We start from the raw sequence: 22695 nt of genomic DNA, 5'->3' as shown, positions 1-22695 counted from the left end.
ATGTACAAATTCTTTTGGAGGATTACTAAATTTGACCCAACTAATCGTATAAAAGGAGTGTATAAAAATGAAGAATGGACTTCAATAAGTGAAGTGGGAAGAGTATTTTCAGCTGAGAAATTCCTGTTAGAACATTATTTGGAAACTGAATCATTATATATAACGGCTATAAATTTAATAATGAATGAGAATAACTTAAACACAATTCAAGTAGTAGATCTAGAAAAATATTATTTTGACGTGGAGAAAGCTGAATTCCGTGACATCTACACTGACGAGATGAAAAGTGTTTATAACAGTGTGAAAAACGGCGACTATATCTCTATGTATGAATTGAAATTACTTTCTCAATTAATTTTAAGAGAAAAGATTTGGTGTAAATTTCAAAGTAGGGAGATGTTTGTTCACTTTGGTTTTGATTATTACATGTATATTGGGAGTTTGAAGGAATGTAAAGATTCTTTAATAAAGATCAGTAGTTCAGGTTTATTTGTTGAGAGTTTTGAATCACCTTATTTGGAAGAATAGTAGTGCTTTAGCCACATACGAGTGTAATAACTCTATGTGGCTTATTTTTTGTAATTTAGCATTTGACATTCTGAGTATGGCGGTTGTTGAGATTATAGTTATGATGCTCTAAATCGTCTAACCTCCGTCTACGATGCATTAAAGCACACACGCTTTACGTACGATGGGAATGGTCAACTTGCGAAAGTCACAGTGCAAGATAAAGGTGGAACGGAGTTTTGGAAATACAGTTAATAAAATTATTAGAGAGACAGCAAAAGCGCAGCGTGCAGCTGAAAGATTAAGGAATGTAGCAATTCGTGAGCAATAAAGGAATTTAAGGCTGCAACGTCAATATGAATGTGAGAATGAGAGCATGCCATTAAACAGTCGATACGTGAATAAAAGGCATATGAAAAAGAAGAAAAAGCGCTATACATAGAAGGACGTAAAGAAGAAACTAAAGATAATAATGAAGAAGTTCATTACCGATTAAATGAATTTAAATCCATTATTAGTGAAACGCTCAGCCTTGATGACAAAATTTCTTTCGAATCACTGTACAAGAAGGATGATTATCCCGAGTTTGTTGAACCTTACGTTAAGCCACTTCCGGCTAATCCCTTACCAGTGAGAGAAGGCTTCTTTGCAGGAGTTGCTATGGAAGCCTCTTATGTGGAAAAGGTACTTGGCCTCGGGAAAAGAAGCGCTTCTAAGATCTATTGAAGCAGCGAAGAATGCATACCACTATGCCCTTAATAATCATGAGTCTATTCAAAATAAAATAAATGATTTAATTACGGGAAATACCTTATTTCCGCAAAATATCCATATAAAAACAAATGCTAATAAAGTCCATACTATTTAACAGAAATACTTATGAAAATATCAGTTCCAGTCCAAGTTCAAAAATAGTTTTAAATTTGATTGAAAAAATAAATTTTTTACCAAAAAGGGAGGGAATCAATTATGGGGAATTTACCTCTAAGTAAAATGGATTATGAGAGTATTAAAAAATTAAAGCAATTAAATAAAAATGATCTTTTAGATCTGATTGAAGGGTTATCGATATATTTAAAGGATAGGAATTTTCCTATATTTGAAGATGTTGTGGATTTATTACTTAATTTTAATAAGGAACTTATTCCACTCATCAATAGAATATTCGAAGGGGAGGAAAGTGATTGGAAATTAAATGTTTTAGAATATTTATTGCCTCAGTTTCCTATTGGAGTTCTTATTGAACTAGAAGTCAGTTTAATCAAGCTTGTTGAAACCCCAACTACATTAGATAGGGAATTAGAAGTTGATATGGCTGCTAAGGAAGTGTTAAAAAAACTCAGGCTTAAGGATGGAGCCGACCCTATCAATATGATTTTAGGTAGGAGGATAAAGATGGAGATCAAAAGATTAATCCCGAAAGATAAAATGGATATCGAGTCAGTAAATAAATTAAAAGCATTGGATATAAATTTAATTAAACCGATTATTCCTGATTTATTAGAGTGGACCGCAGATGCAAATTGGCCTACTTCAAAAGAAATTGGGAAGTTGCTGCTTCCGTTAGGCAGGGAATTAATTCCTCATCTCAGGAAAATTCTCGCTTCTGATGACGACTGTTGGAAATATTCAATACTTGTAAAGTTGGTTATAAATCTACCGAAAACTGTATTATCGGAGATGGAAGCTGACCTTAAAAGATTAGCCTTTAACCCAACTGAACGTGAAAAACAAGAATTAGTCGACGAAGAAGCAGCCGATATTTTATCACTTCTATATCAAATATGAAGAGTACTGAGGAGTGTTTTCCTATATTTCAATATGCAAGGGCACGTTTATTGTTTTATCAATAAATGATACTCTTGTATTTTGAAAATATTCTAGATAATATTGTCTTTGGCCAATTTGGATTGGATACAGGTGGGGAAGAGCGGACGCAGCGGGAGATTGCTAAGGAGTTGGGGATCTCGCGGAGTTATGTTTCGAGGATAGAAAAAAGGGCGCTGATGAAGTTGTATCATGAGTTTTATAAGGCTAAGCGGTAGGGTCTTAGATAATAACTAAATAATCACTATTGAGTGTTTTAGAAGCGACTTGCCAATAAGGGAGTTGCTTTTTTGTTAAGAAAAGTAAAGAGCAGTGAAAGTGATGATATTTCAATGTAGAGACGGACTAATGGGTTTAATAATCAAAGTTTAACAGTCGAACCGAAGGAGATATTAAAGCTCAAAAAGAATGGGGATTAGGCAACTTGTTGATGAGATCTCTAAGAGGATTGTTTAACATAAAAATGGACAGCATGTACTTGCTTTATCAATAATGTGGAATTAACTAGATATATATGTAAAAATAATTAATTTCTTTTATAATGTTCATTTGAGGTAAGAGGTTCGCTTGAGAAGAAATTCAGAAGACCGGTAAGAACAAAGACCAAAAGTATTAATAAAGAATTTATTAGTATTGGAGTTCCCGGAAAAACAACACAAGTCCGGAGAATGAATCCGGATTGTGTCGATTATAAAGGGCTGGATGAATGGAAGCCGCTATAGCTGGTGGAAGACTCACGTATAATCAGCTGAGGCGGAATAATAATTCTGGTAGGTTCTGACTGATCGCCGTTGATTCGTTTGAGCAGCAGCTTGGCAGCCTCGCTTCCCCATTTATCCTGGAATACGGAAACGCTGCTTAGACCAGGCTTGGCAGTCTCCGTTTCCTGTACATTGTCAAAGCCAACGATGGCCATATGTTTCCCAGGCGTACGTCCTTGCAACTGCAGGCCGATCATGGCGCCCAGGGCAATGACATCATTGTTGCAAAAGCAGGCGGTTGGCGGATTGTTTAACTGCATCGCCTCTTGCACAGCGCGGGTGCCGCCGTCACGGTTGATCGGGCTTGTAATGATTAGAGCGGGATCGATCTCCAATCCAAATTGCTGCAGGGCTTGGCAGTAACCGGCAAAACGCTCCTTGTAGGATGTGTTTCCCTGAGGGCTGCCGCCCAGATAAGCGATGCGCCGGTGCCCTTGCTCGATGAGATGGCGCACGGCCATTTCGGCTCCCAGCCGATAATCGGTCCCGACATAGTCGGTATTCACGGTATCAACCTCACGTCCAATCAGCAGCGTGGGGATGTTTAGATTTTGCAATTTGGTGAACAGGGCGGGCGATGTAGAGGCGACAGGAGTCATAATAATGCCGCACACACGGTGCTCAAGCATTGTTTCCAGCACACGCTCCTGCTTTTCGGTTGATTCAAAGCTCATGCCCAGCAGCACATTGAACCGCTGTTCGTATAGAACATGCTCAATATGCGTCAATATATGTGGATAAAACGGATTTTCGATATCAGTGACAATAACGCCTATCGTTGAGGAACGCTGTAATCTAAAGCTGGCGGCTACGCGATCATATACATAGCCGAGCTTTTCCATGGAGTCCAGCACCTTTTTGTGTGTACTAGGTTTAATGGATTTGCTGCCGCGAACGACAAGAGAGGCGGTTGCTCTCGAAACGCCGGCATCATCGGCAACATCTTGTAGTGTAACTCTTTTTTCTCTAGAAACCACAAACTTTTCCTCCTCTCAACTACCTTCCAGTATATCATAATTCATTTGACAGAAAGGTTTAAAAAATAGTGTTGACAGGCTACTGTAGAGCTGATAACATAAATCAAAGTAAACTGATAGGAATTGTTTTAGGTTGAAATTAGATCGATCTAATTTATTTAGAAAAAGCATTTTCTGGGTGCATGAAAGGAGTGGATAGGATGGTCGGACAACTGGAGGGCAAACCTACGGAGCTTGTCGGTTCAGGCATAGAAATTCGTGATTTATTTAAATCATTTGGAGGTAGGGAGGTTTTGTCTGGTATTAATGTCAACATTACGGACGGGGATATTTTCGGACTTGTTGGGGTGAGCGGCGCGGGCAAGTCAACGCTTTTGCGCTGTATCAACGGTCTGGAGACCTTTGACCGCGGCAGCTTGCATGTCAACGGAGTTGAAATCCGCAGCATGCGGGGAGCAACACTACGCAAGTTTCGCAGCAATATCGGCATGATCTTTCAGCATTTCTCTCTGCTGGAGCGAAAAAATGTGTATGACAACATTATGTTTCCAATGAAATGCTTTGGCTACAATAAAGCGGTGGCTGATGCGCGCGTGAAAGAGCTGCTGCAGCTCGTGGAATTGACGGACAAGGAAAAGGCACTGCCGCGCGAGCTTTCCGGCGGACAGAAGCAGCGGGTTGCCATCGCCAGGGCGCTTGCTATGAACCCACGCATTCTGCTTTGTGATGAAGCGACAAGCGCACTTGATCCCAACATCACCAAATCCATTCTGGGTCTGCTCAAAAAAATTAACAAAGAGCTTGGCATCACCATTGTCATTGTGACGCATCAAATGGAAGTGGTAAAAGAAACTTGCAACAACATCGCGGTGCTCAGCAAGGGTCAGTTGCAGGCTGCCGGAGCGGTGCAAGATATCTTCCTGGAAAACTCCGGTCATCTGAATGATTTCCTGGGCGCACATGAAGTGAAAACTGGCGAGGATAACATTCTGTTTGAGCTTATTCAGCGACCAGGTCAGGAAGACATGCTTTCCCGCTTCGCCTTGTCAACAGGGGTGCCGTTTGAAGTTGTATGGGGCGGACTGGACCGTTATGTGGACAGTATCGCGGGGGCGTTCACCTTATCGGTCAGCAGGCAAGATTTTGACAAGGTCAGGGTCTATCTGGAGCAGAGCGGCATGGAATGGAGGAATTTGTAATGTATCAGTACGATTACCAGACTCTGCTCGATAAAATCATTTTTCCGGGGCTGCGCGATACGCTGATTATGTTGGGCGGCACCGTTGTGACCTGTACCCTGTTCGGTTTCATTTTGGCACTCATTCTCATTACTACAGATGCCAAAGGACTCAGGCCCAACCGAGCAGTCTACGAGACCTTCAGCGCCATCATTAATGTGCTGCGTTCTGTACCCTTTATTATTCTCATTATTACAATAATTCCGTTAACTCGCTTTGTTGTGGGGACGACCATTGGTACAACAGCTGCCATTTTCTCCATTACCATTGTAGGTTCTCCGTTACTGGCGAGATTGCTGGAGGGCTGCTTTAAGGAGGTGAATCCGAGTCTGATCGAGGCTGCTAGGTCATTTGGCGCATCCGATTGGCAAATAACATTTAACGTTATTGTCAGTGAGGCGATTCCATCCATCATTTCAAACTTAACGATTGGTTTTATTTCGTTGCTGGGCTTTACAGCTATGGCAGGGACCGTTGGAGCCGGCGGGCTGGGGGCAGTTGCGCTTTCCTATGGCTACCAGAATTTCAATGACACGATTATGTACACAACCGTTGTTATTTTAATTGTTATTGTTCAATTTATACAACTGGGCGGGAATATGTTGTACCGCAAGTTGAAATAAAACATCAGAAATGAGGGGTTTTACATGAAAAAACAGGCAACTGCCAAGCTGATTCTGATCATGACCACTGTCATTGTGCTGCTGGTCGGATGCTCTCAGTCATCCAGCTCATCCTCCGACGCACAATCGGATGCAAAGTCCCAAAAAATTGTGATTGGCGTGATTGCCAGGGAGCAGCCGGATATTGATTATGTGGCCGAAAAGCTGAAGCCGGAAGGCTATCAAATTGAGACGCAAGTCTTCAATGACAATATTGCCTTGAACAATGCGACTGCAGACGGCAGTATCGATGCCAATTATTTTCAGAATGAAAAATATATGAACAGCTTCAATGAAAGCAACGGTACAGAGTTGGTCGCTTATGGCCCGAATATTTATACAACACCGGTGCTGTTCGTATCCAAGAAATACAAAACTGTGGATGAGCTGCCGCAAGGAGCGAAGATCGGCATTGCCAACGATTCCGCCAACAGGGCGCGAGAACTGCAACTATTGGCGGACAATGGGCTAATCCAATTGCGCGAGGGTATTGACCTGCCAACAGTACTCGATGTTGTCGAGAACAGCAAGAAGCTCGAATTCGTTGAAATTGATCCGCGCAGCCGCGTAGGGGCTTTTGCTGATCTGGACGCCATGACTGCGCCGGCTATTACGGTAGCTCAAATGAATGATCCCCAGGTGACGATTGATACGGCGCTGCTACAGGAAACACCTGAGGTATACAAACAATATGGCGGTATTTTGCTGGCTATTAAGAAAGGAACTGAAGAGAAGAATAAGGAATGGCTGGATGCTATCGTATCGGTGATGACTTCGAAAGAATATTCGCAATGGCTGCTGGATACGTACAAGGGAGTCAAGAAACCGTATAACGAATAATGCATCCTGAGTAATGGGAATGCGGAAATAAGCAAAGCGTTTGTCTGAAAAAACTAACTATAATGATAAAGGAGTGCTGAACCATGGCAACTGTATTGGCATACGCAACGACATCTCTGAAGGAAGAACAAAAGACAAAATTGGTAAGTGAGTTGGGCACGGCAGTAACAACGGGTCTTCGCCTGCCTCCGGAGCTAAGAACTATCTCCTGGATCGAACTTCCACAGGCATCGACAACACCTAAGGACTTTTATGAAATTACATTTTTTGTATACACCGCACCAGGAAAACCAGTTGAGGCGAAGCGGGACTTGGTTCGTAATCTGCAGGAGACTACGGATCGGGTGCTTTCCGGCTTGCAGGTAAAAACGATTGTCATCATTAAAGAACACGCCGATGAAAATGTGGGTGTGGGTGGGCAGCTCCGGCTGGATATTGTTGCTGCACAGGCGAATCAATAAAGTGGGAGGATACAGTCACGATGAGATATAAGGAGATTGGACAGAGCGGCATACAAGCCTCTGTCGTTACTTTCGGCGCTTTCGGTATTGGTGGAGGATTCCAGTTCCCAGATACCAATGATACGGAATCGATTCGCGCCATTCATGCCGCGCTGGATCTGGGCATCAATATAATTGATACTGCCCCGGTTTACGGCTTTGGGCACAGTGAGGAAATCGTTGGGCAAGCGATCAAAGGCCGGCGGGATAATGTCATTATTTCGACAAAATGCGGCTTGTGGTGGGGTGACGAGGAAGGCAGTTATCGTTTTACCTGGGACGGGCATCGCGTGAAGCGGAATTTGAGCCCGCGAACGATTCGCATGGAGGTGGAGCAAAGCCTGAAGCGGTTAGGGACGGATTATATCGATATTTACTATACACATAATCCGGCGATGGAGCCTTTTCTAACACCAATTGAAGAAACGATCGAGGTGCTGATGCAACTGAAGCAGGAAGGCAAGATTCGCGCCATAGGCGCGTCCAATTGCGAGCCGCATCACGTGCAGAGCTACATCGATTATGGTGAAATCTCAATCGTGCAAAAAAAATTCAATATGCTGTCCAGAGAACCCGAGCAGGCGATCCTGCCTCTGTGCAACGAGCATCAGATTAGCTTCCATGCGTATTCGCCGCTGGCGCAAGGGTTACTGACAGGACATATTCGGCCTGATCATGTGCTGGAGCCGAACGATCCCCGCCAGAACGATGCCTGGTGGCATGGACGCAACCTGAAGCTGGCCACTGAGTTTGCCGGCGGTCTGGTTGAGATCGGAAGTGAATATGGGGTTAGCGCCAGTTCTATTGCCGTAGCCTATTTGTTGAACAAGCATGCCAATGTCAATGTGATTTGCGGCATTCGCAAGGAAAAGCACCTTCATGAGAATATTGCCGGTGCCGAGGTAGTACTGCCGCCAAATGTCATAGCTGAGCTGGATTTCCGTCTACAAAAGCTGGAACTTGCAGCCGAGCTGTAAACCTGAAAGGGGTGAGCGATTATGACCAGTATGGAGCTGGACAAGCAGGTTGAACAGTTTCTAACCGATCATCAAGCGGCGATTCTCGAAGATATCAAACGTCTGATTCGTGTGCCGAGCGTGGACACCACCTTTCATCCGGATAGCCCGGAGCCTTTTGGTGCCGAATGCGCTGCTGTATTGCGTGAGGCGGAGCAGTTGGCCGCGCGGGAAGACTTGTCGGTAACGGCTTTTGCTGGCTATGGCATTAAGGTGCAGCTGGGAGACAGTGAGGAGGGCATCGGCTTGTTCGCCCATCTGGACGTGGTGCCCGCAGGGCGGGGCTGGAGCTTTCCGCCCTTCTCCCCGTTCGAGAAAGATGGGTTTCTATTTGGCCGAGGTGCGATGGACAATAAATCGGCTGCTGTGCTTGCGCTTTATGTACTGAAGTTTTTCAAAGAGACCAACGTGCGGCTGGATCATAATGCTTATGTATTTCTGGGCGTCAACGAAGAGAGCGGCATGCGGGATATCCGCTATTTCCTGTCCCAGCATCAGTCGCCGTCCTTCGGGATTGTTGCTGACGCTTATTATCCGGTATGCTATGCGGAAAAAGGGATTGTGCGAGCCGATGTGACTGGAAGCGCGTCCGACGACAGGTTGCTGTCCTTTCAAGCTGGCGAGGATTACAATATGGTGCCCGCCGTTGCGGAGGCCCGGTTGCGCGGATTAACCTCATACGAAGTGCAAAAGCTGCGGTCGGAGGGGTTTGAAGTCGCGGAGCTAGAGGGGATAGCGGTTGTTCGCGCGCAGGGTAAGGCCGGGCATGCGGCGTTTCCTGCCGGGACGCAAAACGCGGCAAGAAAGCTGGCGGGGGCGCTCCTTGCGCATGAGCTGGTTGAGGATGCTGCGGCGCGTGCTGTGCTCACTTTTTTGTCACAAGCGCTGGGTGACCCTTACGGGGAGGGGCTTGGTATCACTCACAGGGATGAAACGGGTCCTACCACCAGCAATGCCGGCATCGTAGCGTGGAATGAGGGAACCGTTCGGATCGGAATCGATGTCCGTTACGGTCTGTCACAATCCGCGGATGCGCTGCGGGAGCAGTTGGCAGCCTACTCGCGGCAGCATGGACTGTCACTGACTGAGTGGACGGACAGTCCGCCACACTACATGGACAAGGATGACCTGATCATAGCGGCCTTATGCAGACTTGCCAACAGTGAGCTGGGCTTGTCGCAAGCGCCCTATGCAATGGGTGGGGCAACGTATGCCAGATGGCTGCCGCGCACAGTAGCCTTCGGCCCGCTTCGCACCGATGTACAGACTCCTTTTCCCGAAGGAAAAGGGAGCAGCCATCAGCCGGACGAGGCCATGCGCATCAGCCAGATCTGGGACGCATTCAAGATTTATATTAAGGCAATTGTGGAAATTGACCAGCTGCTGAGTGACCAAGAAGAGACTGGGTGAGGTGAGCAGCGCGGCGGGTTTCAGATAAGAAAATAAATACACACTTTTTATGCCCACGCAACTTGGCTGCCAAGGTTTTTAGCAGACATTAGAAGCTGGGCTTATTTTCATTTTCTGTGATAATAAAAAGACTTGGCTTCGAACTGGACAACTCTTTCTGTTGGGGCGTGGATCTCCATTGGCACAATCGGCCTGATTAAATCTATTGAGTGCTATCGTCCAAACAAAGGAACAAGGTTAGCCACATTTGCTGCTCGTTGTATTGAAAACGAAATCCTGATGCACCTGCGTTCGCTCAAGAAAACACGTAAAGACGTATCCCTATATGATCCAATTGGGACGGACAAAGAAGGTAATGAAATTACACTTATAGATATTCTTGGCTCCGAGGCTGATGATGTCATTAAAGAAGTAGATCTGAAATCGAAAAAGCAGTGTTCCCTTCAAAATAATGCTCAGTGCTGACCGATCTGCTTATCCAAATCATTGAATACTATCAATAAAGATAACCGTCAAACAATAGAATATATGATATAATGACGTGGTTGTTGTATGGTGCAATTTTAATATGAAAAATAGGATGGGCAATATGAAGGGTTATCTTTATAACGTTGATAAAAAACGATTGATTATTATGGTTATCGGCAATGTATTTCTGGGCATGGGAATCAGTATTTTTAAGCTGTCCGGCATGGGGAATGATCCCTTTAGCGGCATGGTAATGGCACTTGCAGAGTGCGTCGGTATAACATATGCAAATTTTCTGATCTTGCTGAACCTGGTATTGTTTGTAATCGAATTCATAACCGGACGAAGGTTTATTGGAGCCGGGACTTTTGTAAACGCAATCTTTTTGGGATATATCGCTACGTTCTTTCATAGTACTTGGCTATCTCTGTTGGGCGAACCTCAGCTGTTATGGCAGAGGGTGGTCGTCGTAGCGATTGGCGTGGTGGTATGCAGTTTTGGGGTATCCTTGTATCAGACATCGGCTGTGGGAGTAGCTCCTTACGACAGCCTGTCCCTGATTATGAGGGATAACTTCCCGAAAATATCTTATTTTTGGCACCGGATGTTTACGGATGCGCTTTGTGCTTTGATTTGCTTCCTGGCAGGAGGCGTTATAGGCTTAGGAACTCTAGTGTCCGCACTTGGTCTGGGACCCATTATTCATTTTTTTGATGTGAATTTTACGGAGAAGCTGCTGGCAAAAAAGCGTCCAAATTAAGAAAGGCGGGGCAGATCAATCTGCCCCGCCTTTACTGTAATTTGAAGGTTCATTTCTAATGAGTAAATGCACTCTTAATGTTATTTTTTTTATGAACATCTTCCGTGCCGCTATCCAAGGCGGTCTTGTAGTAGAAGCATTTATGTTCTATGACTTCCATCGTTTTTCTTAATTCTTCCATCTGTGCTTCTACGGAAGCTTTTCGCTCCAGGAACATGTCATATCTCTGCTGCAAGGTGGAGTCCCCCTCAGAGCACCACTCAATGAAATGTTTTATTTCCTTAATCGGCATCCCGGATGACTTCAGGCATTCAATTACTTTTAAAGCGTCCATATCCGTTTCTTTGAAAACGCGTTTCCCGCTGGGGGTTCTTTCTATAAAAGGCAAAAGCCCCTCCTTGTCATAGTAACGCAGGGTATGTGATGTCATATTAAAGTATTCTGCAACTTCACTTATGGAGTATGTCTTCATCATCTATCTCCAGTCTTAATTATATTTTGTGCTTGACTTAGAGTTAACTTTAAGTAATAACATAGGTTTTGTAAAGTCGGCATTACAGTTTTTTATATTAACTAGAAGAGAGGTTTCACTATGATAAAAGTTAATGCACGCGCTACATTCAGTCAGGAAGGCCCGTTCAAGCTAACTACAATCGAACGCCGGAATCTGCAGCCGCACGATGTTCTTATAGAGATTAAATACGCGGGCATTTGCCACTCGGATATTCATACAGCCCGCGGGGAGTGGGGACCGGTTAAGTATCCACTTGTTCCAGGGCATGAGATCGCCGGTATTGTCAGCCAGGTCGGTTCCGAAGTTACAAAGTACACAGTTGGCGATCGTGTAGGGGTAGGTTGTATGGTTGACTCCTGTGGAGAGTGCAGTAATTGCCAGAAAGGTGAGGAGCAGTATTGCCTGAGTGGAAATACGGGCACCTATGGAGCTATCGACCGGCACGGTCACTATACACAGGGCGGATATTCCACGCACATCGTTGTAACAGAAGACTTCGTGGTCCGGATTCCTGACGCTATTCCGCTTGACGCGGCTGCACCGCTTTTGTGTGCAGGAATCACCACCTATTCACCGCTGCGCCATTGGGGAGCCGCTCCCGGCAAAAAAGTAGCTGTAGTGGGTCTTGGCGGGCTTGGACACATGGCTGTGAAGATTGCTCATGCTATGGGAGCTGAGGTTACTGTGTTATCACAGTCACTGAAGAAGAAGGAAGACGGATTGCAATTAGGAGCGGATCATTATTATGCCACAAGCGATCCGGAGACATTTAAGCAGCTTGCCGGTTCATTCGATCTAATCGTGAATACAGTAAGCGCACAGATTGATATCGATGCCTATCTTTCACTTCTAGCGCTGGATGGTACATTAGTCAATGTCGGTGCGCCTGCTGATCCATTGGCAGTTAACGTATTCTCGCTGATCGGCCACCGCCGTTCGTTTGCCGGATCGATGATTGGCGGAATCCGTGAAACGCAGGAAATGCTTAATTTCTGCGCTGAACATAATATTGCATCTGAAATCGAGGTCATTTCTGCTGACCGGATAGATGAAGCCTGGGAGCGTGTGCTTGCTTCAGATGTCCGTTACCGGTTTGTCATCGACATCAGCACGATGGGGAACGAATAAGAGACGTCCTCTTTCTTGACATCGGTTCGTGTCCACAACCTCAAGAAATTCGATAACATAGCGGGAAATCGCAAGGAGCTGGAAATCTCACGCAGTTGTGTTTCGAGAATAGAAAAACGGCGTTGCTTCATACAGCAGCGTAGTGTATAAATGCTAAATAGGCAGAGCAGTGCTTCTACCATTGGGGTAGGAGGGCGGCTCTGCTTATTGTCGTTACTGCAAGTGAATATTTTGGATCAGCTGATTCTGCTGTTTTATGAAAAAGATGATTCTTTAAAGGTTGGAATTTTTAAAAATCAGGTTGAAAAATGCTATTTTCCCTAATAGAAAATCATGACACAATAACAATAAAGCGCTTACTTCATTAAAACATCCCAAGTTCATGAAGACTCTATACCACTTTTTGAAAATATTTACGATATTAAAAGTCGTATCGGCTGGCCGAAATTTCGGATTCCAAGCAAAGGTTGGAATTATTAAAAAAAGTTGGTACTAAACGTTTAACTCAATAACTTAGGGGGTCAAACGGTTGGACATATCTATGTGATTATGAAGGGGGAGAGGGAAATGAAGGTAGGTAAAGCATTCGGGGTAGGTATTCTTTCAACTGCACTAGCATTAAGTGTCATTGGCTGCGCGAAAGATGAGACAAACACAGCAACCAAGGCAACTGATGGACCCAAAGCATCTGAGAACGCCACCTCCAAGCCTGAGGAGAAGGTCAAAATTATCTATTCGATGTGGGGAAGTGCGGAAGAGGGAAATGTAACCCAGGGAGTGGCGGATAAGTTTAATGCTTCTCAAGACAGAATTGAAGTAGAAGTACAAGCAATTCCTTGGGAAAACTACATGACCAAGCTGAATACAATGGCTACGGCAGAGCAATTACCTGATACAGGGATGCTCAGAGAAGATGGGGTCGTTCAGTGGTCTACCCAAGGCATGCTGAATGATGTAAATACAATGTACGAAGGAAGCGACAGCAAACCACTGGATAGCCTAGCCTACAAATATCAAGGGAAAACCGTAGCCTACGCGGCTGCCAATGAAATCTTACTCCTCTATTACAACAAAGATATATTCGACAAAGCCAATGTACCCTATCCCCCAGCCGCTCTGGATAAAGCGTGGACATGGGAGGAATTTGTAACAACAGCAAAGAAGCTGACCCTTGATAAAAATGGTAAACATCCTGATGAGAGTGGCTTTAATGAGCAGAGTATCGTTCAGTTTGGCGCATCCGTTGATAACTTACCATGGCAGCTTGAGACCTGGGCGCTTGGTAATGGTGGGGGGTTCTATTCGGGTGATGGGACTGAGGTGAGAATTGGAGAAGACGCCAGTATAGAGGGAATTCAGAAGGTTGCAGATCTTTACTTGAAGGATCATGTTGCTCCGTTGTCTGTCGGACAGACTGATGATGGCATTCAACGAACCATTATCGCAGGGACTGTTGCCATGGCTACTAACGGTGCGTGGAACGTGGGAACTAGTCTCAATACGGCTAAGAATGAAGGCCTGAACTATGGCGTTGCAGTATTGCCTTACATGAAGGATAAGGTTACCCTCAACACGGGTGGCGCCAATGTCGTGTTCTCCCAGACTAAGCATCCAAAAGAAGCGATGGAATGGCTGAAATGGTACAACTCAGAAGAAAATAACTGGGGCCTCATTAGCTCGGGAATCTGGATGCCGACACTGGAGAAGTGGTACACGGATGAGACCCTTACCCGTAAATGGGTCGAAAATCCTAACTTCCCTGTTTATGACGAATATAAATCTGCAGTAGTCGATTATGCGCAATCACCTGCTGTGAAGCCCGCAGCGTGGTTCTATACGAATCATACGACGGAGTTTAACACCTTACTCGGGTCGGTTCTAGGGGATGTATGGACGGGAAAGACGACCGCTAAGGATGCTATTTCTAAAAATCTGGATGCGTTGAAAGCAGCCCATTTAGGCAATTAGTAAAATCCGCAAAGAATGGCCGTTGCCAAGCTCACACCCGCGGCGGCCATATTATGATCTTCAGGTGGGGAGATAGAGATGGAAATGATTAATAAATCTCCGAAACGTCGTTCACGTATCCATGCAGGTGAGGCACGAGCCGCGTATATATTATTGATCCCTGCCTTCATTGGCCTGATCTTTCTAACGTATCTACCTCTTATTGGGGTGCTCGGGATCAGCTTAACGAATTGGACGGGACTTTCAGACCCCAAATTTATTGGCTTCGAGAATTATATTAATCTATTTACCACTGATCCTTATATTAAAGATTCTATTATAGCTACGGTCTACTTTGCCGTTTTATCGGTAGTTGGAGGCATGATTTATTCACTTTTTATCGCGATGCTACTGAATCGTAAAATTCCGGCAAGAGGGTTTTTCCGAGCTGTTTTCTATGTACCGTACGTTTTGCCGGCAGCCGCGATATATGTAGGATGGTCTTGGTTATACGAAGCTAATTTTGGATTTTTTAACTTTATTCTCTCTGAGATTGGTTTGAACAAAGTTTCTTTTATCGCGGATTCCAGCTATGTTGTTCCATCTCTATCCTTGATTTCAGTTTGGCTGTCAGGTAACTTAATTGTTATTTTCTTAGCGGGGCTGCAAAATGTTCCGGTCGTCTACCATGAAGCGGCTGAAATGGATGGTGCGAATGGATGGAAACGATTCTTGCATATCACTTTACCGTGCATGTCGCCCATTATCTTTTACAATTTGTTAATGAGCTTGATTGCCAATCTCCAAATTGTTACGCCGGCTCTTTCATTAACGAATGGCGGCCCGGGTAATTCTTCACGATTTTTAACTTATCTGATGTATGATCAAGCTTTTGTAAATTATAAATTAGGGTATGCTTGTGCAACAACGGCCGTTATTTTTGTTATTCTTGCAGGCTTTACTGGTGTATTATTCAAAACCTCCAACCTATGGATTTTTAATGAAGGAGGCGATGACAAATGAGTGTAGCCACATACGGAAGATTAAAGAGTAAAAAACGTAATAATCAATGGATGAACCTGATCTCGTTTGTCGTCGTCATTTTTTTTACTATACTCGTGCTCTTTCCAATCTGGTGGATATTTCGCACGTCGCTCATGTCGAATGCCGAGATATACAAATATCCGCCTTCACTGCTGCCAGGAAATTGGTTGTTTTCAAACTATGCAGAAACGCTAAAGATCTTTAAGTTTTGGAAATATTTATGGAACACCATGATGATTATTGTACCCGCTTGTTTGGCAGGAACCTTTACAGCGACCTTATGCGGTTATGCCTTTGCAAGACTGCGTTTTCGGGGCAAAAAATTGATTTGGGCGCTTTGTGTCGGTTCGATGCTTCTACCTGCCATGGTTACTCTTATTCCACTATATATTGGGTGGACGAGAGGCTTAGGAATCCATGACAGCTATCTGCCGTTGATTTTGCCTTATTTCTGTGGTGGTGGCGCTTTTAATATCTTTTTGATTAGGCAGTTTATCATGTCTATTCCGAGAGAGCTTGATCAAGCAGCAACGATCGATGGTGCTGGATATTACCGCATTTTGTTCAGCATTATTATGCCGGCCATTAAATCTGCAATGATCGTTGTGGCATTATTTATCTTTATCGGTTTATGGAATGATCTACTTCAACAGATGATTTACATAAACTCAAGCGATAAGTACACGATAGCCTTGGGACTAACCGCTTTTAGAGGACAACTAAAGCAGGACTGGTCGCTGACGATGGCGGCTACGTGTATGTCCTTTGCGCCGGGCGTCATTTTTTATCTGATTGGTCAAAAATATTTCGTAGAAGGAATCGTGTTGACAGGACTGAAAAATTAGCTCCAATGGCTAAAGATAGCGCACTGTAATCTGCTCTGAAGTGTTAATGGGGGCACCTTTCTGCTAAGGCTTAAGTACAGAGCCTGGCGATATAGGGTGCCCTTTATTTGTGCTGTGAAAATATAATTTTAAAGATAAAATCCTTTATGAGATAGAAACAATCCCTTTTGCGGTAGTTGCTAGCCATCCTGTCTTATAGACTTGTTAATGTAAGGAGTCCCGTAAATCTTTGAACGAGGACTTCGCATATTCAGTCAAAAGAAGGAGAGAAAATCCACATTATGAACACTGTAACACAGATAAACAACAGCAAAGACAAGCAGACGCATTTTATTCTCAACGGTAATCTATGGAATATTATGGTCCAGTTATCATGGCCCGCTATCATCGCAATGGTTCTCTATGGCTTAAATGCGGTTATTGCCGCTGTATTTGTGGGAAGGTTTGTCGGAGAGGAAGCACTGGCTGGGGTTTCGGTAGCTTATCCTTTAACCCAGATCAGCTTGGGACTGGGCTCCTTGATCGGGGTGGGTGCCGGTTCTGCTTTAAGTTTAGCCCTCGGCAGGCAGGACAAAGAAATGCAGAAGCGTTTGATGGGGAATGTTAATTATCTGTCCATCCTTGTAACGCTTGTCTATATGGTGTTAGGTTTATTATTCTCCACACAGCTGGTGCGAATTATGGGAGGAGAAGGGGAAACTCTGGCTCTTGGAGACAGCTATTTTAGAATTACGGTGATCGGTTCATTTTTCTGGATTTATGGACTGGCTGCCAACATGATTGTGCGTGCCGAAGGGAAAATGAAATCGGCAGCCGTGGTAATGGGCATTGGACTGGCAGTTGATGTATTGTCCAATTATATTCTGGTAGCCTGGCTGGATTTTGGAGTAGAGGGTGCTGCCTGGGCTACAAATATCGGGATGCTGGTCTACACCTTGCTGGGATGGATTTATTTTGGCAAAGGATTTGCCTCATTCCGAACGAATGTCTTTGCAATCTATCGGGATGCTGCCACAATCAAATCCATAGTTGGACTGGGAATGTCCTCTTTCATTATGAACTTTATGAATCTGGTACAGGCTGTTGTAGTATTTAATGCACTGTCGAGATACGGGACTACAGCAGATATTGCATTTTATGGTGTGGTTTTCCGTGTATTCACCTTCCTGTTGACGCCGATATTCGGTTTAATGCGCGCCTTGCAGCCAGTCATCGGCATTAATTTTGGAGCAGAACAGTATGAGCGCGCCATCAAAGCCTATAAAATATTCACACTCGTCTCCATGCTGCTGACTTTGCCTTTCTGGATAATTTCCATGATCTCGCCGGCTTCCATTCTGGGACTAATGCTGCCGGATCAAATCTTTAAAACCAGCGAAATGTTATATTTCCGGTTGAACATGGCGGTTCTGCCGTTATTGTCGCTCATTTTTATGGCCATGACCTTTTTCCCTGCGATTAATAAAGGGAAGCCGGCGGCCGTTATCGGCATCACCAGACAACTTGTTTTTTATGTGCCAGTGATGCTTGTTTTGCCAAGATGGTTAGGCGTCTCCGGAGTATATTGGGGTTCGCTTGTGATTGATTCTGTGGTTGTAGTGTGGACGGTAATCCTGGTAACTAAGGAATTCACCCGGCTCAGAGCTAAGTCCAAGCTAGCCAGGACTTACAATATGTGAAGGTAAGATGCTGGAACTTCTGCTTTGCCTGGATGGACAATTTAATAGATATACCCCAAAAGAGCCTTGGAACTATAAAGGCTCTTTTTTGTGCTACTGGTTGACATTATAAACAAAAAGAAAGTATGATATTTTAAATCGTAATAATTACGAATAAATATAATTTGGAAGTTGAATTGATTTGTGGATAATGAATGGTCACAAGCCGGCTCTATCGTTCCTCACGAGGACTTCGAGCGGCAATTAGAGCAGGTTGAACTGGATTCAGAAAGGATCTTTTGGATTTCTTGAAAATAACCATTTTAAAGGAGCTTTAATAAATAATGAACAAAAGCAGCAACAATCAACGTCTACCCAGAGCAAAAGGGATTGATATGGGTACCTATTATACACCCAAAGAATGTGCCAAAAAGGTTAGACATCTCGTCCTACCCGATATGAATCGAAAGATTGTCGAAGAATTCATTACGATCTTAGGTATGAGGGGAAGCTTTGAAGAACATCGAGTTCCCATTCCCAATAAAGTGGTTATGTATGGTCCACCGGGCACAGGGAAAACACTTACTGCATTTTATATGGCGCAAATGCTGGAGCTTCCACTTATCCTAGTTAGACTTGATGCAATTATTCACAGCCATTTGGGTGAGACAGGAAGTAATATCCGGAAAATATTTGAGTATGCCAAAGCATCTCCTTGTGTTCTTTTCCTGGATGAGTTTGATGCCATTGCAAGAACACGGGAGAGTAATGACGAGGTTAAAGAAATGGCCCGTGCGGTGAATACACTGCTGCAATGTCTCGATGATTTTGGTGACAATAGCATTTTTGTAGCAGCGACGAACCTAGAAAATGAACTGGATAGAGCTATTTGGCGAAGGTTTGATACAAAAATGATTTATTCCAACCCGGATGAATCAAGTAGGCGTCAATATGTTGAACTGTTAATTAATGACTTTGAAAGTGAAGCTGGGTTGATGGAGGAGGCATGCGAACGTCTTTCCGGTTGCAGTTTTGCTGATATTGAACAAATTGTCCTGAAAGCGAAACGTAAGGCGATCATAGAGCATTGTCTGCTAAAACGAGAGCATATTGTTCTATCCTATGAAGAATACAATCCTTCCATAAACTAATTGTGGGCGATTATATATACAGGATATTGTAATTGGAACAATTCAACGAAAAAAAAGAACCCCAGCGACGGAATTATTAATCGCTTGGGTTCTTTTTAAATTCATCAACTGATATTAGGTGTAGAGTCTCTTATGATGAGTTTGGTATAAATATGAGAAACCTGATAGGGTTGCTTCGGATCATGAATTCGGGAAAGTAGCATTTCGGCTGCTTTGACACCCATCTGATTACTATAAATATGAACAGTAGTGAGATGGGGTTCAACAATGTTTGATTCAGGACCATTATCAAAACCACAAATGACGATGTCATTAGGAATGGAAAGCATGTTTTTGAGTGACTTCATAAAGGTAACCGCAATATAATCGTTAGCACACACGAAAGCAGAAGGAAGCTCATTGATTTGACTCAGCCTAGTATCTGCCCACTCCGGATTCGAAAAAAATAGTCGATCGTCATCGAGAATACATTGTGAGAGATCAAGCTGGATGCCAGATTCTATCAATGCGCGATTAAAGCCCACCCATCTTTCATTAAAGCTCCTACAGTGATTATAGTCCCCGATGAACCCCAGTGATGTGTAACCGCCATCAATTAACTTTTTTGTAAGTTGATATGTGCTATGTTCGTTTTCCATGAGAAGTACATCCGCTTGGAATTCAGGGTAGCAGATATCTGCAGAACAGTCGATGAAAATAGTTGGAATGCCAAGACTTGTAATCAGCTTACTATATTCCGAATTGAACAACTCAATACAAATAATTCCGTCTACATTGGCGACATCAAAATTATTTGGAAGAGACAGGGACGCCTGATCAATGTCTCTTATAATGTGCATGGATAAATTATATCCTTCTGCACTGATTCGTTTCTCCATGCCACTGATCAGTTTCGATCCAAAGTGGGAAGTGTTAGGTAAGTTTTCTGTTAATAAAGCGATATTTCCAGAGTTTCTTGGTTGAACACTCTCGGTGTCCATAAAAGCAAATTGTTTATATTTTAACTCTATCGCTTTCTTTATAACCTTGTTTCTAGTTTCATCAGGTATACCATTCGTTCCATTTAAGGCTTTGGAAGCTGTATTTCTGGAGATTCCTAAAGCATCCGCGATGTCTTGTATGGTTACTTTTTCCCTGGCCATCTATGTAATTCACCTCTATATTCTTGTTCTTAACCTTCGCCACAAATAGTGTACTATTTGGCATGATTCCAACTCTCTTTAATGTATATTAGTTTACTCAAAATAGCAATATGATATTTACAAATGCACAATTTAGTTTACATTTTATCGGCGTATAAGTGTGCGAAAAAGGTATTATTCTTTTCATATTCATGAGAATATGTTGACTTTAAAGTATATAATCCTATTTAAATTGGCTGTATTTGTAATTATGTAAAATTATATGCATCATTTATGAACATAATGCTTTGTCATATGCACATAAATATTTTTACAAAATGTATTGACGAACGATTAAGTGTTTGGTAAATTGTAAAAGCAGCAGGACATAAGCCAATTGAAAGCCCTTACTGCATCAAGATATAAACATTGATAAGAACGGAGGTAAAGGCATTGCAAAACCTAATAGAAGCTGAACACAGAACAATGGTGACCAAACATAAGAGCTCCTTACTAGACTATCTAAAGAAGTACTACTTTCTTTATATTTTGCTCGCACCAGCTGTGATCCTGACCCTGATTTTTAAATACGGTCCTATGTATGGTGCGATTATCGCCTTTAAAGATTTCAGCCCAATCAAAGGGATTATGGGAAGTGAATGGGTAGGCTTGTACAACTTCGAGAAATTCCTGTCATCCCCCAACTTCGAAGTTATCTTTATGAATACGCTTAAATTAAGTTTCTTCGGATTAATTCTGAGTTTTCCAATTCCTATCCTGCTTGCGTTGATGTTAAATCAAATTCGCCGTGCAGGCGTCAAAAAGAACATTCAGTTGTTCTTGTATGCACCTAACTTTATTTCTGTTGTCGTTGTGGTCGGGATGTTGTTTATCTTCTTGTCCCCAACGGGACCGATTAACCAGTTTTTTACCTGGCTTACAGGTGAACCAATCATGTTCATGTCTCGTCCGGAGTACTTCCGTTCGATCTACATTCTGTCCGATATTTGGACCGGAGCCGGTTGGGCATCCATTATTTATGTAGCAGCGCTTGCTAATGTCGATCCTGAGTTACATAATGCAGCCAATCTTGACGGCGCTAATCTTCTACAAAGAATCCGCCATATCGATTTGCCAACCATTCGTCCAATTATGGCTATTGTATTTATCCTTGCAGCTGGTGGGATTATGTCCATTGGCTTCGAAAAAGCCTATCTCATGCAAACGGCGATGAACTTGCCAACCTCAGAAATCATTCCGACTTACGTTTATAAAATTGGTTTGCAGTCGGGCGATTATGCCTATTCAGCCGCAGTAGGATTGTTTAACTCTATCATCAACATCGTCCTGCTCATCACCGTTAACTTCACCGTGAAGAAACTGAATGAGGGCGAAGGTCTTTACTAAGAAAGGAGCAACAAGCTATGCCCATTAAACATTCCGGATTAGATCGCTTTATCGTCGTGCTTAACGCGATCTTCCTGACACTGGCCGTACTTATCATTGTACTTCCTTTGATTTATGTAGTGATTGCATCTTTTATGGATCCATCAGTTCTGCTCAGTAAAGGATTATCATTCAACCTTTCGGATTGGTCATTAGAAGGGTATATAAAAATTCTTTCTAATCCGGCCATGATCCGAGGTTTTGGAAACTCTGTTTTATACTCTGTTTCATTTGCTATGCTTACCGTTCTCGTCTCTATCTGTGCAGGGTACGCACTGTCTGATGACAGGCTCAAAGGAAAAGGATTCTTCATGACCTTGTTTATTATCACCATGTTCTTTGGGGGTGGGCTTATACCAACCTATCTGCTCGTTAAGAATCTTGGTCTGCTTGATACAGTCTGGGCGGTGATTATTCCAGGGGCAGTTAATGTATGGAACATCATTCTCTCTAGAACTTTCTTCAAAGGAGTACCGAATGAAATGAAGGAAGCCGCTAATGTAGACGGAGCTTCGGAGATGCGGATTTTCTTCAGTGTCGTATTACCGCTCTCCAAACCGATTGTTTTCGTGCTCGCTCTTTATGCCTTTGTGGGCCAATGGAATTCCTATTTTGACGCGATGATCTATTTAGATAATCCGAATCTTCATCCACTGCAGCTCGTGTTGCGTTCCATCTTGATCCAGAATCAGGTAGATCCGGGCATGATCAGCGATCAACTCGCCATGGCGGAAATGAAACGATTGTCTGAAATCATCAAGTACGCTGCCATCGTTGTTTCCAGTTTGCCACTTATTGTTATGTATCCGTTCTTCCAGAAGTACTTTGAAAAAGGTGTTATGGTCGGTTCCCTTAAGTAGGAAACAGGCTGCACA

At 43.4% G+C, this 22695-nt stretch carries 20 protein-coding genes and 2 pseudogenes; 19 read left to right on the top strand and 3 right to left on the bottom strand.

What is annotated here, in order from left to right:
* The 3 genes and pseudogenes from MHH49_RS02925 to MHH49_RS02915 all read left to right on the top strand — a co-directional run.
* Complete coding sequence (locus tag MHH49_RS02925; protein WP_341137871.1) at nucleotides 1–528, top strand: hypothetical protein; 528 nt, start codon at nucleotides 1–3, stop codon at nucleotides 526–528.
* A 948-nt stretch (nucleotides 529–1476) separates the two neighbouring features.
* Nucleotides 1477–2295: a DUF5071 domain-containing protein gene (locus MHH49_RS02920; protein ID WP_081384105.1), complete on the top strand. Its 819-nt coding sequence runs from the start codon at nucleotides 1477–1479 to the stop codon at nucleotides 2293–2295.
* Between the two features lie 101 nt (nucleotides 2296–2396).
* Nucleotides 2397–2552, top strand: a pseudogene (locus tag MHH49_RS02915) (sigma factor-like helix-turn-helix DNA-binding protein); the annotation flags it as partial.
* Between the two features lie 470 nt (nucleotides 2553–3022).
* Here MHH49_RS02915 and MHH49_RS02910 read toward each other — a convergent pair.
* The gene (locus MHH49_RS02910; protein WP_036675840.1) at nucleotides 3023–4072 is read right to left on the bottom strand and encodes a LacI family DNA-binding transcriptional regulator; all 1050 of its coding nucleotides are present in this window, start codon (nucleotides 4070–4072) and stop codon (nucleotides 3023–3025) included.
* Nucleotides 4073–4272: 200 nt separating this feature from the next.
* Here MHH49_RS02910 and MHH49_RS02905 point away from each other — a divergent pair, with 200 nt between their 5' ends.
* The 8 genes and pseudogenes from MHH49_RS02905 (at nucleotide 4273) to MHH49_RS02870 (ending at nucleotide 10966) form a co-directional block, all read left to right on the top strand.
* Nucleotides 4273–5271 (top strand): methionine ABC transporter ATP-binding protein, encoded by a 999-nt coding sequence (locus tag MHH49_RS02905; protein WP_341137870.1) that lies wholly within the window; start codon nucleotides 4273–4275, stop codon nucleotides 5269–5271.
* Complete coding sequence (locus MHH49_RS02900) at nucleotides 5271–5933, top strand: methionine ABC transporter permease (RefSeq protein WP_036675839.1); 663 nt, start codon at nucleotides 5271–5273, stop codon at nucleotides 5931–5933. The genes MHH49_RS02905 and MHH49_RS02900 overlap by 1 nt, the downstream gene beginning before the upstream one ends.
* Before the next feature lie 24 nt (nucleotides 5934–5957).
* Nucleotides 5958–6812 (top strand): MetQ/NlpA family ABC transporter substrate-binding protein, encoded by an 855-nt coding sequence (locus MHH49_RS02895; RefSeq protein ID WP_036675837.1) that lies wholly within the window; start codon nucleotides 5958–5960, stop codon nucleotides 6810–6812.
* 83 nt (nucleotides 6813–6895) lie between these two features.
* Nucleotides 6896–7273, top strand: a complete 378-nt coding sequence (locus MHH49_RS02890; protein ID WP_036675836.1) for a tautomerase family protein — start codon at nucleotides 6896–6898, stop codon at nucleotides 7271–7273.
* 20 nt (nucleotides 7274–7293) lie between these two features.
* Nucleotides 7294–8289, top strand: a complete 996-nt coding sequence (locus MHH49_RS02885; protein WP_341120538.1) for an aldo/keto reductase — start codon at nucleotides 7294–7296, stop codon at nucleotides 8287–8289.
* Nucleotides 8290–8310: 21 nt separating this feature from the next.
* On the top strand, nucleotides 8311–9738 hold the full coding sequence (locus tag MHH49_RS02880) for a Sapep family Mn(2+)-dependent dipeptidase (RefSeq protein WP_341137869.1): 1428 nt from the start codon (nucleotides 8311–8313) through the stop codon (nucleotides 9736–9738).
* Nucleotides 9739–9909: 171 nt separating this feature from the next.
* Nucleotides 9910–10188 (top strand): annotated as a pseudogene (locus MHH49_RS02875) (sigma factor); the annotation flags it as partial.
* A gap of 139 nt (nucleotides 10189–10327) precedes the next feature.
* Nucleotides 10328–10966, top strand: a complete 639-nt coding sequence (locus MHH49_RS02870; protein WP_036675832.1) for a YczE/YyaS/YitT family protein — start codon at nucleotides 10328–10330, stop codon at nucleotides 10964–10966.
* A gap of 55 nt (nucleotides 10967–11021) precedes the next feature.
* Here MHH49_RS02870 and MHH49_RS02865 read toward each other — a convergent pair whose 3' ends face one another.
* A complete protein-coding gene (locus tag MHH49_RS02865) occupies nucleotides 11022–11438 on the bottom strand; it encodes a MerR family transcriptional regulator (RefSeq protein ID WP_036675831.1) in 417 nt (138 codons plus the stop codon).
* Nucleotides 11439–11558: 120 nt separating this feature from the next.
* Here MHH49_RS02865 and MHH49_RS02860 point away from each other — a divergent pair, with 120 nt between their 5' ends.
* From MHH49_RS02860 to MHH49_RS02835, 6 genes are all read left to right on the top strand, one after another.
* Complete coding sequence (locus tag MHH49_RS02860) at nucleotides 11559–12608, top strand: NAD(P)-dependent alcohol dehydrogenase (protein ID WP_036675829.1); 1050 nt, start codon at nucleotides 11559–11561, stop codon at nucleotides 12606–12608.
* A gap of 567 nt (nucleotides 12609–13175) precedes the next feature.
* Nucleotides 13176–14576: an ABC transporter substrate-binding protein gene (locus tag MHH49_RS02855; RefSeq protein ID WP_341137868.1), complete on the top strand. Its 1401-nt coding sequence runs from the start codon at nucleotides 13176–13178 to the stop codon at nucleotides 14574–14576.
* 84 nt (nucleotides 14577–14660) lie between these two features.
* Entirely contained in the window at nucleotides 14661–15578 is a 918-nt protein-coding gene (locus MHH49_RS02850) for a carbohydrate ABC transporter permease (RefSeq protein WP_341137867.1), read from the top strand.
* Nucleotides 15575–16444: a carbohydrate ABC transporter permease gene (locus MHH49_RS02845; protein WP_341137866.1), complete on the top strand. Its 870-nt coding sequence runs from the start codon at nucleotides 15575–15577 to the stop codon at nucleotides 16442–16444. Before MHH49_RS02850 ends, MHH49_RS02845 begins: the two co-directional genes overlap by 4 nt.
* A 281-nt stretch (nucleotides 16445–16725) precedes the next feature.
* Nucleotides 16726–18123, top strand: a complete 1398-nt coding sequence (locus MHH49_RS02840; protein ID WP_038569377.1) for an MATE family efflux transporter — start codon at nucleotides 16726–16728, stop codon at nucleotides 18121–18123.
* A 323-nt stretch (nucleotides 18124–18446) separates the two neighbouring features.
* Nucleotides 18447–19253, top strand: a complete 807-nt coding sequence (locus tag MHH49_RS02835) for an AAA family ATPase (protein ID WP_176462605.1) — start codon at nucleotides 18447–18449, stop codon at nucleotides 19251–19253.
* Nucleotides 19254–19357: 104 nt separating this feature from the next.
* Here the strand turns inward: MHH49_RS02835 and MHH49_RS02830 are convergent, their stop codons facing one another.
* On the bottom strand, nucleotides 19358–20395 hold the full coding sequence (locus MHH49_RS02830) for a LacI family DNA-binding transcriptional regulator (RefSeq protein ID WP_036675820.1): 1038 nt from the start codon (nucleotides 20393–20395) through the stop codon (nucleotides 19358–19360).
* Between the two features lie 465 nt (nucleotides 20396–20860).
* Between MHH49_RS02830 and MHH49_RS02825 the strand changes: the two genes are divergently transcribed.
* Together MHH49_RS02825 and MHH49_RS02820 are read left to right on the top strand one after the other, a co-directional pair.
* Nucleotides 20861–21781: an ABC transporter permease gene (locus tag MHH49_RS02825; protein ID WP_051490892.1), complete on the top strand. Its 921-nt coding sequence runs from the start codon at nucleotides 20861–20863 to the stop codon at nucleotides 21779–21781.
* Between the two features lie 17 nt (nucleotides 21782–21798).
* Nucleotides 21799–22680: a carbohydrate ABC transporter permease gene (locus MHH49_RS02820; protein ID WP_036675818.1), complete on the top strand. Its 882-nt coding sequence runs from the start codon at nucleotides 21799–21801 to the stop codon at nucleotides 22678–22680.
* Nucleotides 22681–22695: the final 15 nt, after the last annotated feature.

Source organism: Paenibacillus sp. FSL F4-0122 (assembly GCF_038002845.1).
Lineage (GTDB): Bacteria > Bacillota > Bacilli > Paenibacillales > Paenibacillaceae > Paenibacillus_AQ > Paenibacillus_AQ odorifer.
Note: the sequence above shows the minus strand (reverse complement) of the source record. Positions and strands in the feature narration are given on the sequence as shown.

Coding starts and splice junctions, on each gene's coding strand:
- MHH49_RS02900 (WP_036675839.1), top strand. CDS start 5,271: ATGTATCAGTACGATTACCAGACTCTGCTCGATAAAATCATTTTTCCG.
- MHH49_RS02885 (WP_341120538.1), top strand. CDS start 7,294: ATGAGATATAAGGAGATTGGACAGAGCGGCATACAAGCCTCTGTCGTT.
- MHH49_RS02920 (WP_081384105.1), top strand. CDS start 1,477: ATGGGGAATTTACCTCTAAGTAAAATGGATTATGAGAGTATTAAAAAA.
- MHH49_RS02845 (WP_341137866.1), top strand. CDS start 15,575: ATGAGTGTAGCCACATACGGAAGATTAAAGAGTAAAAAACGTAATAAT.
- MHH49_RS02830 (WP_036675820.1), bottom strand. CDS start 20,395: ATGGCCAGGGAAAAAGTAACCATACAAGACATCGCGGATGCTTTAGGA.
- MHH49_RS02825 (WP_051490892.1), top strand. CDS start 20,861: ATGGTGACCAAACATAAGAGCTCCTTACTAGACTATCTAAAGAAGTAC.
- MHH49_RS02880 (WP_341137869.1), top strand. CDS start 8,311: ATGACCAGTATGGAGCTGGACAAGCAGGTTGAACAGTTTCTAACCGAT.
- MHH49_RS02820 (WP_036675818.1), top strand. CDS start 21,799: ATGCCCATTAAACATTCCGGATTAGATCGCTTTATCGTCGTGCTTAAC.
- MHH49_RS02890 (WP_036675836.1), top strand. CDS start 6,896: ATGGCAACTGTATTGGCATACGCAACGACATCTCTGAAGGAAGAACAA.
- MHH49_RS02865 (WP_036675831.1), bottom strand. CDS start 11,438: ATGAAGACATACTCCATAAGTGAAGTTGCAGAATACTTTAATATGACA.
- MHH49_RS02855 (WP_341137868.1), top strand. CDS start 13,176: ATGAAGGTAGGTAAAGCATTCGGGGTAGGTATTCTTTCAACTGCACTA.
- MHH49_RS02840 (WP_038569377.1), top strand. CDS start 16,726: ATGAACACTGTAACACAGATAAACAACAGCAAAGACAAGCAGACGCAT.
- MHH49_RS02905 (WP_341137870.1), top strand. CDS start 4,273: ATGGTCGGACAACTGGAGGGCAAACCTACGGAGCTTGTCGGTTCAGGC.
- MHH49_RS02860 (WP_036675829.1), top strand. CDS start 11,559: ATGATAAAAGTTAATGCACGCGCTACATTCAGTCAGGAAGGCCCGTTC.
- MHH49_RS02925 (WP_341137871.1), top strand. CDS start 1: ATGTACAAATTCTTTTGGAGGATTACTAAATTTGACCCAACTAATCGT.
- MHH49_RS02835 (WP_176462605.1), top strand. CDS start 18,447: ATGAACAAAAGCAGCAACAATCAACGTCTACCCAGAGCAAAAGGGATT.
- MHH49_RS02850 (WP_341137867.1), top strand. CDS start 14,661: ATGATTAATAAATCTCCGAAACGTCGTTCACGTATCCATGCAGGTGAG.
- MHH49_RS02895 (WP_036675837.1), top strand. CDS start 5,958: ATGAAAAAACAGGCAACTGCCAAGCTGATTCTGATCATGACCACTGTC.
- MHH49_RS02870 (WP_036675832.1), top strand. CDS start 10,328: ATGAAGGGTTATCTTTATAACGTTGATAAAAAACGATTGATTATTATG.